The organism is Methylobacterium haplocladii (assembly GCF_007992175.1).
Lineage (GTDB): Bacteria > Pseudomonadota > Alphaproteobacteria > Rhizobiales > Beijerinckiaceae > Methylobacterium > Methylobacterium haplocladii.
This window is the reverse complement of the sequence record NZ_BJZT01000020.1, coordinates 80,913-95,647: the sequence shown is the minus strand read 5'-3', so window position 1 is coordinate 95,647 and position 14,735 is coordinate 80,913. Positions and strand designations below refer to the sequence as shown.

General features: G+C 69.2%; 10 protein-coding genes, 1 pseudogene and 1 riboswitch. Of the genes and pseudogenes, 10 read left to right on the top strand and 1 reads right to left on the bottom strand.

Going from position 1 to position 14,735, the window contains the following annotated elements:
* Positions 1–140: 140 nt before the first annotated feature.
* The 5 genes from MHA02_RS10395 (at position 141) to MHA02_RS22685 (ending at position 5,815) form a co-directional block, all read left to right on the top strand.
* Positions 141–452, top strand: a complete 312-nt coding sequence (locus MHA02_RS10395; RefSeq protein WP_147078563.1) for a hypothetical protein — start codon at positions 141–143, stop codon at positions 450–452.
* Positions 453–795: 343 nt separating this feature from the next.
* Entirely contained in the window at positions 796–2,460 is a 1,665-nt protein-coding gene (locus MHA02_RS10390; protein WP_147078562.1) for an OFA family MFS transporter, read from the top strand.
* A gap of 105 nt (positions 2,461–2,565) precedes the next feature.
* Positions 2,566–4,455: a molecular chaperone HtpG gene (htpG, locus tag MHA02_RS10385; RefSeq protein ID WP_147078561.1), complete on the top strand. Its 1,890-nt coding sequence runs from the start codon at positions 2,566–2,568 to the stop codon at positions 4,453–4,455.
* 53 nt (positions 4,456–4,508) lie between these two features.
* Positions 4,509–4,802, top strand: coding sequence for a hypothetical protein (locus MHA02_RS10380; protein ID WP_147078560.1), 294 nt, complete (start codon positions 4,509–4,511; stop codon positions 4,800–4,802).
* Positions 4,775–5,815, top strand: a complete 1,041-nt coding sequence (locus MHA02_RS22685; protein ID WP_238180408.1) for a glutamate--tRNA ligase family protein — start codon at positions 4,775–4,777, stop codon at positions 5,813–5,815. Before MHA02_RS10380 ends, MHA02_RS22685 begins: the two co-directional genes overlap by 28 nt.
* 199 nt (positions 5,816–6,014) lie before the next feature.
* On the opposite strand, the gene MHA02_RS10365 is transcribed toward MHA02_RS22685, so the two are convergent.
* A complete protein-coding gene (locus MHA02_RS10365) occupies positions 6,015–8,078 on the bottom strand; it encodes a M23 family metallopeptidase (protein WP_147078559.1) in 2,064 nt (687 codons plus the stop codon).
* Between the two features lie 340 nt (positions 8,079–8,418).
* Positions 8,419–8,615: riboswitch (cobalamin riboswitch) on the top strand.
* Between the two features lie 114 nt (positions 8,616–8,729).
* Here MHA02_RS10365 and MHA02_RS10360 point away from each other — a divergent pair.
* The 5 genes and pseudogenes from MHA02_RS10360 to MHA02_RS10340 all read left to right on the top strand — a co-directional run bounded on the left by MHA02_RS10360 (position 8,730) and on the right by MHA02_RS10340 (position 14,593).
* Entirely contained in the window at positions 8,730–10,712 is a 1,983-nt protein-coding gene (locus tag MHA02_RS10360) for a TonB-dependent receptor plug domain-containing protein (protein ID WP_147078558.1), read from the top strand.
* A gap of 38 nt (positions 10,713–10,750) precedes the next feature.
* Positions 10,751–11,554, top strand: a pseudogene (locus tag MHA02_RS10355) (ABC transporter substrate-binding protein); the annotation flags it as partial.
* A 242-nt stretch (positions 11,555–11,796) separates the two neighbouring features.
* The gene (locus MHA02_RS10350) at positions 11,797–12,822 is read left to right on the top strand and encodes a FecCD family ABC transporter permease (RefSeq protein WP_147078557.1); all 1,026 of its coding nucleotides are present in this window, start codon (positions 11,797–11,799) and stop codon (positions 12,820–12,822) included.
* Positions 12,822–13,622 (top strand): ABC transporter ATP-binding protein, encoded by an 801-nt coding sequence (locus MHA02_RS10345; protein WP_147078556.1) that lies wholly within the window; start codon positions 12,822–12,824, stop codon positions 13,620–13,622. The genes MHA02_RS10350 and MHA02_RS10345 overlap by 1 nt, the downstream gene beginning before the upstream one ends.
* A complete protein-coding gene (locus tag MHA02_RS10340; RefSeq protein ID WP_147078555.1) occupies positions 13,619–14,593 on the top strand; it encodes a DUF6925 family protein in 975 nt (324 codons plus the stop codon). Before MHA02_RS10345 ends, MHA02_RS10340 begins: the two co-directional genes overlap by 4 nt.
* The last annotated feature ends 142 nt before the right edge of the window (positions 14,594–14,735 follow it).

Below are 14,735 nucleotides of genomic sequence, written 5' to 3'. Positions count from 1 at the left end.
AGCTAGCCGGCAACGGTTTCGGCCGATCGCCGGAATTCTTCGCAAACGCTCACGGCGATTCGCGGCTGTGGCGAAAAAGGAACTGCGCCGCCGACACGGGGGTGAGATAGTCTCACTGCGAATCGGCGAGATCTTCCAAAATGAAACAGAACGAGAGGGCGCTTCTTCAGGAGCGCGTGAGAACACTTGTCCTGATCCATGCGCTAGAAGCAACGCTCAGTCGTCTCATGACGCTCAGCGGTGACGGCGCCGGTGAAGAACTCATGCAATTGGAGCACCGGATCACGGCAGCGGGCCGGATGTTGGGAACGATGCCCGGTGAGATGGCTCTGACCACCATGGTCGCCGTAGAGGACGCCGTCGGCACCATACGCGGCGCGTTCGACCGTGCGCATGACCGCCTCGAAGCCGCCGCCGCCTCGGTGGCCGCCGTTGGTCCGATCGCTGCCTGAGACCATACCCTACTCGGTCTCGCTCGGTTGGGCGTCCCTTCCGCAGATGCACGGAATGGCGCGTAAGGCGATCCGGGATCCGGCGTGCGAGCCCCCTTCGCTCTTGCCGGTTCGCAAAGGCTCAGACCGACCTTGCAGCGATCCGCTTTGCCGTCGGACAGTGATCGCCGCGCGGTTCACAAATCGTCATATTATGTATCCAATCCTGCTTTTACGGTTGCAAAACGACGATCGAGTCCGTCCTCTGCGCGGCAGGTCCGATCCGCGGAGCGCCAACCTCCGCGCGAACGGCTGACGACGCCAATGGCCCGCAAGTGGCCAGCGCCCTGGAGGAAACCTATCAATGACCACGCGTACCGTGGATGCGAGCGGCTATCCCGCCGCCGCGCCAAGCTGGCTGTCTCGTGAGAACATCGTCGCCAAGCCCGGCTTCAACCGCTGGCTGGTGCCGCCGGCCGCGCTCGCCATCCATCTCTGCATCGGCATGGCCTACGGCTTGTCCGTATTCTGGCTGCCGCTGTCGCGCTCCCTGAGCGTCGGTCAGCCCGCCGCGAAATCCTGCCCGGACATGAGCGTGTTCGCGGCCCTGTTCACGACGACCTGCGATTGGCGGGTCAGCGACCTCGTCATCGTCTTTTCCATCGGCATCGTCGTGCTCGGCATTTCGGCCGCCCTGTTCGGCGGTTGGCTCGAACGGGCCGGCCCGCGCAAGGCCGGGATCGTGGCGGCGCTCTGCTGGGGCGGCGGCTTCCTGATCGGCGCGATGGGCGTCTACATCCACCAGCTCTGGCTGATCTGGCTCGGCATGGGCCTGATCGGCGGCATCGGGCTCGGCCTCGGCTACATCTCGCCGGTCTCGACGCTGATCAAATGGTTCCCGGACCGGCGCGGCATGGCCACCGGCATGGCGATCATGGGCTTTGGCGGCGGCGCGATGATCGGCTCGCCGCTGGCCGACCTCCTCATCAACAGCTTCAAGTCGCCCAATAGCGTCGGCGTCTGGGAGACCCTGGCGGTGATGGGCCTCGGCTACCTCGTGTTCATGCTCGGCGGCGCCTTCGGCTACCGGGTCCCACCGGCCAACTGGGCTCCGGAGGGCTGGACCCCACCCGCCGCCAAGGGCGGCATGATCGCCTCCGGGCATGTTCACCTGAAGGACGCGCACAAGACCGTGCAGTTCTGGCTGCTCTGGCTGGTGCTCTGCCTCAACGTGTCCGCCGGCATCGGCGTGCTCGCACTGGCGTCGCCCATGCTGCAGGAAATCTTCGGCGGACAGCTCATCAACCAGCCGGGCGTCGGCCTCGGTCAGCTCGATGCGGCGGGTAAGACCCAGGTGGCGGCGATCGCCGCCGGCTTCGTCGGCCTGCTGTCGCTGTTCAACATCCTGGGCCGCTTCTTCTGGGCCTCGATGTCGGACAAGATCGGCCGCAAGGTCACCTACGCGATCTTCTTCGGCCTCGGCGTGCTGCTTTATGCCGGCGCGCCTTGGGCGGCGGGGCTCGGCTCGACGGTGCTGTTCGTCGTGTTCTTCTGCGCGATCCTGTCGATGTATGGCGGCGGCTTCGCCACCATCCCGGCCTATCTCGCGGACGTGTTCGGGACGCAGTTCGTCGGCGCGATCCACGGGCGGCTGCTCACCGCCTGGTCGACCGCCGGCATCGTCGGCCCGGTGGTCGTCACCGCGATCCGCCAGCATCAGGTCGACGCGGGGCTGCAGGGCCTCGAGCTCTACAGCCGCACCATGTACGTGCTCGCCGCCTTCCTCGCGGTCGGCTTCATCTGCAACCTCCTGGTCCGCCCGGTGGCGCGCCACTGGTTCATGAGCGATGCCGATGTGACGGCGCTCCAAACCAAGGGCGGGGCTGCGCCCGCGCGGGCGCCGGGCTCGGCCGGCATCGGCGGGGGTGGCATCACCGTTACGGCCGTGGCGGCTTGGGCCGTGGTCGGCATCCCGATCCTGTGGGGCATCTACAAGACGCTCTCCAAGGCGGCGATCCTGCTGCACTGATGCGTCGGGATGGAGGGCGCTCGCTCTCCATCCCCACTGCCGGATTGAATTGCGCCACGGCTGACGTCATACCGCCCCCGATTTCGAAACAACGGGAGACGAGCCTTGAGCGAGACGGACACCGTCAACGCGAACTTGGAGCGGCACGAGTTCGGTGCCGAGGTCGGTCGGCTGCTCGACCTCGTCGTCCACGCGCTCTACTCCGACCGCGAGATCTTTCTGCGCGAGCTGGTCGCGAATTCGGCAGACGCCACCGACCGCCGCCGCTTCGAGGCGCTGACCAACGAGGCACTGGCGCTGCCGGCCGATGCCAAGATCCGCATCGCGCCCGACAAGGCGGCGAAGACGCTCACGATTTCGGATTCCGGGATCGGCATGAGCAAGGAGGATCTGGCGAGGAACCTCGGCACCATCGCCCGCTCCGGCACCCGCGCCTTCTCGCAGTCGCTCGGCGACGCGAAGGCCGCCGAGGGCGCGGAAGACCAGCGCCCGAGCCTGATCGGCCAGTTCGGCGTCGGCTTCTACTCGGCCTTCATGGTGGCCGACCGTGTCACCGTCACCTCGCGCCAGGCCGGCACCGACGCAGCCTGGACTTGGGCCTCGGACGGCAAGGGCAGCTACACCCTCGAGGCGGCAAGCCGCGAGCAAGCCGGCACCGACATCGTGCTCCACCTCAAGGACGATGCCGACGAATATCTAGAGAGCTACCGGCTCGACCATGTCGTGAAGAAGTGGGCCGACAACATCGCCGTGCCGATCGCCATCGTCGGTGAGGAAGGCAAGGAGGAGGCGGCCAACAAGGGCACCGCCCTGTGGCGCAAGTCCAAGTCCGAGATCACCGAAGAGCAGTACAAGGAGTTTTACCGCACGGTCAGCCACAACTTCGACGAGCCCTGGGCGACGCTGCATTGGCGGGCTGAGGGCGCGCTCGAGTTCTCGGGGCTGCTGTTCGTGCCCGGCATGAAGCCTTTCATGCCGGTGGAGGACGACCGCCGCTCCAAGGTACGCCTGCACGTGCGCCGCATGTTCATCACCGACGAGGCCGAGCTGCTGCCGAACTGGCTGCGCTTCGTCTCGGGCGTGGTCGATACCGACGACCTGCCCCTCAACGTCTCCCGCGAGATGCTGCAATCGACGCCAGCGCTGCAGAAGATCCGCCGTGCCGTGACCACCCGCGTCGTCAACGAACTGTCGAGCCGCTCCAAAAACGCCGAGAAGCAGGACGAGTACATCAAGTTCTACGAAAACTTCGGGCCGGTGCTGAAGGAAGGCGTCTACGAAGATTTCGAGCGCCGCGCCGAGATCGCGCCGCTGCTGCGCTTCCGCTCGACCACCGAGGCAGGCTGGACCACGCTCGGCGACTACGTCTCGCGCATGAAGCCGGAGCAGGAGGCGATCTACTACCTCGTCGCCGACGATGCCGACGCCGCGAAGAAGTCGCCGCAACTCGAAGGCTTTGCCGCCCGCAATGTGGAAGTGCTCCTGCTCTCCGACCACGTCGACGCGTTCTGGCCGGAGCAGCTCGGAAAGTTCGACGACAAGCCGCTCCGCTCGGTGACGCAGGCCTCGGCCGATCTCGCCAAGCTGAAGCCCGAGGGCGACGCGCCCGAGGCGCCGCAGGCCGACAAGCTCGTCGCCGCGCTGAAGCTCGCACTCGACAAGGATGTCTCCGACGTGCGCACCACCGACCGGCTGGTCGACAGCGCCGTAGTGCTGGCCTCCTCCGGCATGGGGCCGGATCTGCAGATGCAGCGCCTGATGCGCCGCGCCGGCCGCGGCTTCGGCGGCGGCTCTCCGGTGCTGGAGATCAACCCGCGCCATCCGCTGATCCAGGCGCTCAGCGCCCGGGCCGAGGCCGACGAGGATATTTCGGAGTCGGCCGGGACGCTCTTGGACCTCGCCCGCATTCAGGACGGTGACGGCCCGCGCGATCCTGTCGCGTTCGCCCGCGCCGTCGCGGCGGCTTTGGCAGGGCAAGCCAAGACGTCGGAATGAACCCGGCCGGCGGCCCGTTGACAGCCGGGCCGCCGCCATTGGACACGAGGACGATGGCTGACATCCCCTCGTCCGATCCGCAATCGACCCGCCGAGACGGCCCGATCGCCCTGGCCATCGCCGCCGTCGTTCTGGCGACTGTCGTGATCGGCGCGCTCGCTCCGGCAGCGCCACCCAAGCCCGCTCCGGTTCAGGCCGTGTTGCCCGACAGTGATCCGATGTGCGCCGAGTGGAGCGACGGATGCCGCGTCTGCCGGCGTCTCGAAGAGGGGCCGGTCTGCTCGATGCCCGGCATCGCCTGCACGCCGGGTCCGCAAGAATGCCTCCACCGCACGACGGGTCCGTGACCGAACCGGTTCTCCGCTTCGCCCCGAGCCCGAACGGCCGCCTTCATCTCGGCCACGCCTATTCCGCTCTGCTCAACTGGGAGGTCGCCGTGCGGCTCGCAGGCCGCTGCCTGCTGCGCATCGAGGACATCGATCCCGGCCGCTCGCGGCCCGAATTGATCGTTGCGATCGAGGAGGATCTCGCCTGGCTCGGGCTGAGCTACGCGCGGCCGGTGCGCCGGCAATCGGAGCATCTCGGGTTCTATCGTGAAGCTTTGGAGGGGTTGATCCGACGCGGGCTGGCCTATCCTTGCTTCTGCTCGCGCGGAACGATCGCGGCGCGGGTGGCGGAGTTGGAGGGCCAGGGCAGGGCGGTCCAGCACGATCCCGACGGCGCTCCGCTCTATCCGGGGACGTGCCGCTCGCTTTCCTCCGCGCAGGCCGAAGCGCGCATCGCGGGCGGCGACCCGCACACGTGGCGTCTCGACATGATGCGAGCGCTCGCCATGGCGCCCCAGCCGCATCGCTTTCGCTGTTTCGCGGCATCTGACGCGCCAAGTGCAGGCGCCGGAACTCTCCCCCCTCTGCGGGAGAGGGGTACGCCCTCTCTGGGCACGGAGCTCCCCTCTGCCGACCCTCGCTCACGCGAGGGCCACCCTCTCCCGCTGATAGGCGAGGGAATGCGCGTCATCATCGAGAACGAACACGAAGCGACCGCCGACCCCGCCCGCTGGGGCGACGCGGTCATCGCGCGCCGGGACGTGCCGACGAGCTACCATCTCTCGGTCGTGCTCGACGACGATGCCCAGGGCATCACGCATGTGGTGCGCGGCGAGGATCTGAGGGCGGCGACCGATCTGCACGTCCTGCTGCAGCGCTTGCTCGGGCTCTCGTCGCCTGCCTATTGCCACCACCGGCTGCTCTTGGCCGAGAGCGGCGAGAAGCTCGCCAAGTCGCGAGGTTCGGAATCGCTCGGGGATCTGCGTGCGCGCGGCGTGACGGCAGAAAAGGTTCGGGAAAAGCTGGGATTCTAAACGCCGCCCAGCAGATGGCCCTCCCACACTCCGCATACTGAAGTGCCGCGTCGGCGGCCTCGAGGTACCGCTGAATGATCGCCCCGCAGCTGAAGTAGGGGGGAGGCCGATCGGGATGAGCGTCGGCCGTGCTTCGAGGCCGCTTCGCGGCTGAGGGTCGCCGTGGAGGCCGGTGCCGCCGAGGCACGGTCCCGCTGCCTCACCGCATCGCATCCCGCTGCGCCATCGCCGTCGCGCTCTTCGACTTCTGCATCGTCGCCTCGATCTGGTCGCGCTGGCGCTTGAACTCGGCCAGCAGGCGGCCGTCGAGTTCGCGGCCGCGAGGCACGCGGATCTTCAGCGGGTCGACGAAGTGACCGTTGATGATCACCTCGTAGTGCAGGTGCGGGCCGGTGGAGAGGCCGGTGGAGCCGACATAGCCGATCACCTGGCCCTGCTTGACCCGGGCGCCCTGCGTCACGCCGCGGGCGAAGCGGGACATGTGGTTGTAGGTGGTGACGTAGCCGTTGATGTGCTGGACCTCGACGCGCTGGCCGTAGCCCGAATCCCACTGCGCCTTGATCACCGTGCCGTTGCCGGCGGCGACGATCGGCGTGCCGATGGGGTTGGCCCAGTCGATGCCGGTATGGAGCTTGGCGTAGCCGAGCACCGGGTGGCGGCGGTATCCGAAGCCGGAACGCATGATGCCGTCGGCGATCGGCTTGCGGATCAGGAACTTCTTGAGCGAGCGGCCCTGGTCGTCGAGGAAGTCGACCGCGCCGTCGTCCGGCGACTGGAACCGGTAGATCTTGCGGGTCTCGCCGCCGAGGTTGAGCGCGGCGTAGAGCAGTTCCGGCTTCTCGCCGGCGCTCGGGCCGGCGTCCTCGTCGTAGCTGTAGAAGACGTCGAGCCCGTCGCCGGACGAGATCCGGCGCTGGAAATCCACGTCGTAGCTGAACACCCGGACGATGTCGTCGACGGCCGAGCGCGGCAGTTCGTGGCGGGCGGCGGTCTCGTAGAGGCTCTGGTAGAGGCGCGGGCCGGAGCCGCTCTCGTCCTCGTCGTCGTCCTCGGAGGCGTCGGCCTGAGGCTGCGCCTTGCCGGCCTGCGACTCGTCGGTCGGCGGCGCCACCGAGACGAAGCTGCCGCGGTCGTTCATCGCGGCGATCGCCTCGACGCCCTTCTCCCCGTAGAGCACGACGCGGGTGACGCGGCGCCCATCGCCGGGCTTCGGGCCGGGCGCGATCTGCACGCGGAACTGCTGGCCTTCGATCAGGGCCGCCGTCTTGGTCTTGCCGCCGAGGGCCGCGACGATCGCGCGGATCGCCTCGTCGGTGGTGAGGCCGGTCGCTTTGAGCACGCTCTCGATCGTGTCGCCGCGCTTGAGCGCGAGGTCGCGTTCCTCCACGAGGGCCGACTCGCCGCCCTTCAGTTCGACCTTGCCGAGATTGGTGACGTTCTCGGGCACGACGAGTACGTCGATGGACTTGAACGGGCTCCCATCCTTGGCGTCGACCTCCGCGCCGAACTTGGCCGAACCGGGCTGAAGCGTGCGCGACAGCATGATCTGCGGCGCCAGCGGCAGCGCCGTGCGGCGGCCGGCTTCGGCGGTCAGGCGGCGCTCCTCCTCCACCTGCGCCGCCACGTCGTCGTCGGTGAGCGCCGGGGCCCCCGCATCCATCGGCAGGTCGGTCAGGTCGCGCTTGACCACGCTGACCTCGCCGCCCGGACCGTCGCTGCCGGCAGCACCGGTATCGGCGTAGCGCTCCTGCGGCTCTTCGGAGGTGATCTTCAGCGGATCGAAGCGCGGAATGTCGGTGGCGAAGACGCCCGTCTGCATCGATAGCGCGGTTGAAACCCGCACGAACGGCTTCACCTTGATGATCTCGCGGTCGCCGAGCCGCACCGTCACTGGCGTACGAAAGCTCTGCTTCGCCGAGGCGATCATCAGGTTGCGTACGAGGCGGTCGCCCTTGCGCGCGACGTTGACGCCGTCCTCGCCGACTTCGCGCTTGGAGGACACCGTCACCCGCTCGGGGATCGCCGCGTGGGAGACGTCGCTGCGGAGCGAGACCTGAATCGCCCCGCCGATCAGGCAGGCGCCGGTGATGCCGGTGAGCGCGCTGGCGCAGAGCCATCGCAGATTGACGTCGCGGCGGTCGACCTGCGCCGCCTCGGCGCCGGCCATGTTCAGCGGCGGCTCGATGCCGCGCTCGAACAGGCGCGAGGGGCGGGCCTGGGAGGAGCCGCGCGCGTCGCCGATCTTGAGCCGCTCGCGTGTCACCGGCGTTCCATTGTCAAGAATCTCGGGCTCCGGGCGGGCACAGCGAACGTTCTGCGACGGGGCAGGCATGCCGGGCGGCACGGTCGTCGGTTCGGGCGCAAAGCGTCCTCCATCGTGTCGAGGCCCAGCGTGTCGAGAGTGAGGCGCCGGGCGCCGGCCACGGCGATCCAAACCGCTTTCCCACGGACCACACGGCATCTGCCGGATCGTCCCTGGCCTGCGAACCATTTAGCATGGATCGCACGCGAGCGGTCAGGCCGGACCTGTCGCGCACGGGCGACACCCGGGCCCTTCCACAAGCCGGCAGTTGCCGCCGGCATTGACGACTTGCCGTCGTACTGCCTAGCTGGATCCCGACGGTTCCCCTCGGGGATCAAAAGGGAACGCGGTGAGGGACTTGTCCCGATGCCGCGGCTGCCCCCGCAACTGTAAGCGGCGAGCCTTCCGCCACCGATGTCACTGGGTTCCTCGCCCGGGAAGACGGTTGGAAGGCAGCGACCCGCGAGCCAGGAGACCTGCCGTCAGTCGTGGTCACACGCGAAACGCGTCGGGCGGGGTGCTCCGGCGGGTGTCCGGACACGCGCTCGACTGCGCGTGAAACGACCTCGTTCGCGGTGACGTGCCACTGACGTTGCCCGAGGCTCGTTTCCCGTGTCCCATCCCTATCCCGCCGCGCTCCGGCGCGCGCTCCCGCCGTGCGTGGCGTTCACGCTCCTCGCCGTCGCACCGGCCTTTGCCCAGCAGACTGCCGCACCCTTTGCCGGAACCGCGCCCGACGCAGCGACCAGCCTCGACGAGATCTCCGTCAGCGCCACCGGCGTGCCGACCCCGCTCGCCCGGACCGGATCGAGCGTCACGGTCCTCACCGCCGAGACGCTGGAGGCGCAGCAGCGCCGCACCGTGCCGGACGCCCTGCAGCAGGTGCCCGGCCTCAACGTGGTCCAGACCGGCGGCCCGGGTGGGCAGACCTCGGTCTTCATCCGCGGCGCGAATTCCAACCACACCAAGGTGCTGATCGACGGCATCGACGCCACCGACCCGTCGAACGGCAACGGCTCCTTTGATTTCGGCCAGCTCCTCACCGAGGACTTCTCGCGGATCGAGGTGCTGCGCGGCCCTCAGAGCGGTCTCTACGGCTCGGATGCCATCGGCGGCGTGGTCTCGTTCACGACGAAGCGCGGGGCGGGTCCGACGCGGATCACGACCCGCGTCGAGGGCGGCTCGTTCGGCACCTTCAACCAGAGCGGCCGCATCAGCGGGGCGCAGGACGGTTTCGACTACTCGGTGTCGGTCCAGCACCTGCGCGCCGCCGCGACGCCGGTGACGCCGAGGAACCTCATCGCTGCCGGGCTGCCGATCCGTCCGAACTACTACGACAACGAGACCGTCTCGGCGAAGCTCGGCTACCAGTTCACGGACACGTTCCGGGTGAACTCCGTGACGCGCTTCATCAATTCGCGACTCCTGCTCACGGGCGACGATTACGGCACCTTCCCGGTGACGCTCGGCGCCTTCCGCGGCGAGGCGGACGTGCAGCAGGTCTTTTCCCGGAACGAGGCCGAATGGACGCCGATCGCCGGCTTCCACAACATCTTCGCGATCAACTATTCGAACCTGTTCAATCGCCAGGCCACCAACGTCTACGACCCGCTGAACCCGATCCCGACCACCGGCCTCGGCGAACGCACGCGCTACGAGTATCGCGGCGACTATCTGCTGTCGCCGGGCAACCTCCTGCTGTTCGGCGCCCAGCGCGACGAGGAGAGCCTTTCGACCATCGACCTGAACCCGTTCGGCTCCGGCAGCCTGAAGGCCCGCAACGGCAATACCGCCGGCTACGGCGAAGCGCAGCTGACGCCGTTCGACCGCGCCTCCTTCGTCGCGAACCTGCGCCACGATGAGAACGACGCCTTCGGCCCGGCCACTACGTTTCGGGTCGCGCCGAGCTACGTCCTGCCGTTCAGCGAGACCCGGCTGAAGGGCAGCGTCGGCACCGGCTTCAAGGCCCCGACGCTGAGCCAGCTGTCCCAGAGCTTTCCGGCCTTCAACTTCTTCGCCAATTCGAACCTGAAGCCCGAGGAGAGCCTCGGCTACGACGCTGGCATCGAGCAGCCGTTCGGCGACCGCGTGCTGGCCGGCGTGACCTACTATCGGAACGACTTCACCAACCTCATCGCTGCGAATGCGACGTTTACCTCCAACGAGAACGTCGGAAAGGCTGAATCCTACGGCGCCGAGGCCTTCGTCTCGGTCCGGTTCACCGACACGCTCTCGGGCCGCGTCGACTACACGAACACCGTCACCAAGAACGAGATCACCAATCAGGAGCTGCTGCGCCGGCCGCGCCACAAGGGCAGTGCCACCGCCCTCTGGACCCCGCTGCCGGGGCTCACCGTCAGCGGCACGGTGATCGTGCTCGGCCATTTCGTCGACGGCAACCGCGATTTTTCGGTGACGCGTCTCAAGAACCCCGGCTTCACGATCGTGAATCTCGCGGTGAACTACGACGTGAACGAAACCGTCAGCGTGTTCGGTCGCGTCGATAACCTGTTCGACCGGCGCTACGAGAACCCCACGGGTTTCCTCGGACCGGGCCTCGCGGTGTATGGCGGCGTGCGTGTGAGTACGTTCTGAGCGCCATGCGGACCCCGAAACGCCTTTTCACGATCGTCATGGCGGCGTGCCTCGCCGCCGGCACGGTCGCGGCGGACGAGTCCACACCGGTGCGCCCGGCACGGATCGTCTCGATGAACCTCTGCGCGGACGAACTCGTGCTGCGGCTCGCCGACCGCGAGCAGATCGCGGCGGTGACGTGGTTTGCCCGCGATCCGCGCGGCTCGACGGTGGCGGCCGAGGCCGCGGGCGTTCCGCTGACGCGCGGGCTCTCCGAGGAGATCGTCGCGCTGAAGCCCGACCTCGTCGTCGCGGGCGCATTCACGACGCGCACCACCGTGGGCCTCCTGAAGCGGATCGGCTTTCCGCTGCTCGAACTCGGCGTGCCGTCGGATTTCGAAGGCGTGCGCGCGCAGATCCGCGACGTCGCCACCGCTGTCGGGTATCCCGAGCGCGGCGGGGCGATGATCGCGGAACTCGACGCGCGGCTGGCGGCGGCGGCATCGCGCGGGGGGACGGCGCTCCGCGGGCTGGTGATGCGCCCCAACGCCTTCACGGTGGCGCCCGGCAGCCTCGGCGACGCCGTCATCCGCGCCGCCGGCCTCGTCAACGTCGCCGCCGAGATCGGCCGCGACCGCTCGGGCCAGATCCCCCTCGAAGCGGCGGCTTTCGCCGATGCCGACCTGATCGTCCTCGACGAAGGCGAGAACCGCACGCCGTCCCTCGCCGATACGGTGCTGCACCACCCGGTGCTCGGCGCTTTCCGCAGAGAGGGACGGACCGTATCGATCCCGAACCGGCTCTGGAGTTGCCCCGGGCCGCAGGTGGCGGAGGTGGTGGAGCGGTTGGCGGCGGCGGCCAGAGGCCATCCCGCGGGTTCCCCCTCTCCCCGCATGCGGGGAGAGGGCCGCGACGACCTCGTCGTCGGCGCGGCAAGCCCAAAGGGCGAAGGTGAGGGGGCCTCACAGGATGAGGCACTGCCGGCACCACCCCCTCACCTTCGGCTGCCGCCTCGCTTTGCCGACGACGAGGTCGGCAAAGCCCTCTCCCCGCGTGCGGGGAGAGGGGGCACGCGCTCTACCGCTGCGACCAAAGGCGGTCCCTGATGAATGCCCCGCTTTCCCCCACGCTGGCCCGCCAAACCCGCCCCAACCGCTGGCTCGTCCCGACCCTCGTCCTCGTCGTCGCCGCCCTGACCACTGCCTCCATCGCCATCGGCTACGCCGCCTTCGATGTCCCCGCTGCCTTCGGCGACTGGCTCGCCGGCCGCGCCACCCTTCCGGCCCTGGTGCTGTGGGAGTTGCGCATCCCGCGCGCGCTGCTGGGCGCCCTCGTCGGCTGCAGCCTCGGGCTGACCGGTGCGGTGATGCAGGGCTACCTCCGCAATCCGCTCGCCGATCCCGGCATCCTCGGCATCTCTTCGGCCGCAGCCCTCGGGGCGGTGGCCGTGTTCTATGGCGGCCTCGCCGGATCGCTGAGCCTCGCCCTTCCGCTCGGCGGTATCGCCGGCGCGGCCGGGGCGGCGTTGGCAATCAACCTACTGGCGGCGCGCGGCACCGGCACCCTCGGCCTGATCCTCGCCGGCGTCGGCCTGTCGAGCCTCGCCGGAGCGCTGACGGCCCTCGTGCTCAACCTCGCGCCGAATCCCTACGCGGCGCTTGAGATCGTGTTCTGGCTGATGGGTTCGCTGGCTGACCGCAGCATGGACCATGTCTGGCTCTGCCTGCCGCTGATGGCGCTCGGCTGGGTAATGATGCTCTCCACCGGACGGGCGCTCGATGCGCTGTCGCTCGGCGAGGATACGGCCGCGAGCCTCGGCTTCGATCTCGTCTCGGTCCGGCTGCGGATCGTCACCGGGGCGGCGCTGGCTGTGGGCAGCGGCGTCGCGGTGAGCGGCGCGATCGGCTTCGTCGGCTTGGTGGTGCCACATCTCGTGCGCCCGCTCGTCGGAGCGCGGCCCTCGGCGAGCCTGCTCCCCAGCGGGCTCGCCGGCGCGGCGCTGGTGCTCGGCGCCGACATCCTGGTGCGGCTGCTGCCGACGCGGCCCGAACTGAAGCTCGGCGTCGTCACGGCGCTCGTCGGCGCGCCGTTCCTGATCGGGCTGCTGTTCCACCACCGAGGGCGGGGCTGATGCGCCTCGCGGTGGAACAGGCCGTCTTCTGCGTCGGCACCCGCACAATCCTCGACGCAGTGACGCTCGGCGTCGGGGCCGGCGAGTTCGTCGGCCTCGTCGGGCCGAACGGCGCCGGCAAGACCACGCTGCTGCGCCTGCTCGCGGGCCTCATCGCGCCCTCGGCCGGCCGTGTCACCCTCGACGGCAGACCGCTCGGGAGCGTCAGCCGCGACGAGCGTGCGCGGCGGGTCGCGGCCTTCTTCCAGGGCGCGGGCATCGGCTGGCCGATGCGGGTGCGCGAGATCGTCGCGCTCGGCCGCCTGCCGCACCACCGCGCCTTCGCCGCCGAGGACGCAGTCGACCGGGCCGCCATCGCCCGGGCCATGGATCTGACCGATACGACCCACCTCGCGGACCGGACCGAACCGACTCTGGCCTCCGGCGAGCGCATGCGCGTGCTGCTCGCCCGGGCGCTGGCGGTCGAATCCGAGATGCTGCTTGCCGACGAGCCGATCACCGCCCTCGACCCCGCCCACCAGCTCGACGCCATGGCGCTGCTGCGCCGGGTCAGCCGCGACGGCGCCGGGGTGATCGCCGTGCTGCACGACCTGACGCTCGCAGCCCGCTACTGCGACCGGCTCGTCGTCCTGAGCGAAGGCCGCATCGTCGCCGACGCGCAGCCGACCGCGGCCCTCGACGATAGCCTGCTGCACGCCGTGTTCGGCGTCAGTGCCCAGCGCGGAACCCATGCGGATGGCGGCGCATACATCCTACCCTGGGCCCGCTCGCAAAGAACATTGGGAGAGACACGCCCATGACGATCGCCACCGCTGCCGAAATGGATGATGTCCGCGCCGTCGAAGCGCTTCTCCGCCAGAGTCTCGCCGATCCGGACACCGCCTGGAGCGTCGGCAGCTTCGGCGCCATCGCCGAGTTCATGCGTGACCCGGGCGAGCAGACCACCGAACTCACCGATGGACGCCTCGGCGCCTACACCTCGCGCGGCGCCGTCGCCGTCACGCCGATCCCCGGCCTGCGCCCGGTCGCCTACGAGACCGCGATCAACTCGGGCTGGAACCACGCGATCGCGCTCTGCCTGCCGGAGGCCGCCTGCGCCATGACGCGGCGGACGGTCGTCACCGAACTCGGCCCCGACAAGGACGCCGCCCGCGACGAGGACCGCGACGCGATCCTGTTCGATCTCGGCCTCGACCTCCTCGCGGTCGACGCCTGCGTGCGCTCGGCCGACCCGGAGGTGATCGCGTGCCTCCGCGCCGGAACCGGCAAGCCGGTGTTCGACCACGCCAGCCCGATCGGCCCGCGCCTCGTCGAACTCAGCCCCAACCGCGTCTTCGTCGGCCGCGCCGGCCGCGTCGAGGTGTTTCAGCCGATCCCGCCCGCCGACGGCAAGAGCCCCGAGGGGCCGCACACGCACGTCATGCCGAAGCTGCTGAAGGGCGGTCGGACGCATGCCGCCACCACGCCGATCCCGGACGGCTTCGTGCCCTTCGCCGCGATCTACCCGGCTCACCCCTACAAGGACGCGCTGGGCCAGCGCATCCCGTTCCGTCAGGAGCGCGTCGACGCCTTCCAGGCGCTGCTCGACCGCTGGGGCGACCCGGAGCTCGTGGCCGCCAAGCGCCATGTCGCGGAGGGCGGAAACCCCGACGACATCGGCCCCGGCCGTCACCTCCAGGCCGCCCGGCGCGTCGCCGAGAACCAGGCGCGCTACCGGCGCGGCGAGGCGATGGAGATCGCGGCGGATGACGAGGAGCCGGATGCGAGTTGAGAACGGTTTCCAAGCACGACGGCTCTGCCATACCCCACGATTTTCATGCTGAGGCGCTCGCGCAGCGAGCCTCGAAGCAGGGCTGACGGTGCCGCAGATGTTTGCGCCGTCGTCAGCCGTGTCCGAGCCGAGGTCGTCGCGG

Bases quoted from the DNA above. Each gene is read 5' to 3' on its own strand.
- MHA02_RS10395 (WP_147078563.1), top strand. From the start codon at position 141: ATGAAACAGAACGAGAGGGCGCTTCTTCAGGAGCGCGTGAGAACACTT.
- MHA02_RS10390 (WP_147078562.1), top strand. From the start codon at position 796: ATGACCACGCGTACCGTGGATGCGAGCGGCTATCCCGCCGCCGCGCCA.
- MHA02_RS10380 (WP_147078560.1), top strand. From the start codon at position 4,509: ATGGCTGACATCCCCTCGTCCGATCCGCAATCGACCCGCCGAGACGGC.
- MHA02_RS22685 (WP_238180408.1), top strand. From the start codon at position 4,775: ATGCCTCCACCGCACGACGGGTCCGTGACCGAACCGGTTCTCCGCTTC.
- MHA02_RS10350 (WP_147078557.1), top strand. From the start codon at position 11,797: ATGAATGCCCCGCTTTCCCCCACGCTGGCCCGCCAAACCCGCCCCAAC.
- MHA02_RS10345 (WP_147078556.1), top strand. From the start codon at position 12,822: ATGCGCCTCGCGGTGGAACAGGCCGTCTTCTGCGTCGGCACCCGCACA.
- MHA02_RS10340 (WP_147078555.1), top strand. From the start codon at position 13,619: ATGACGATCGCCACCGCTGCCGAAATGGATGATGTCCGCGCCGTCGAA.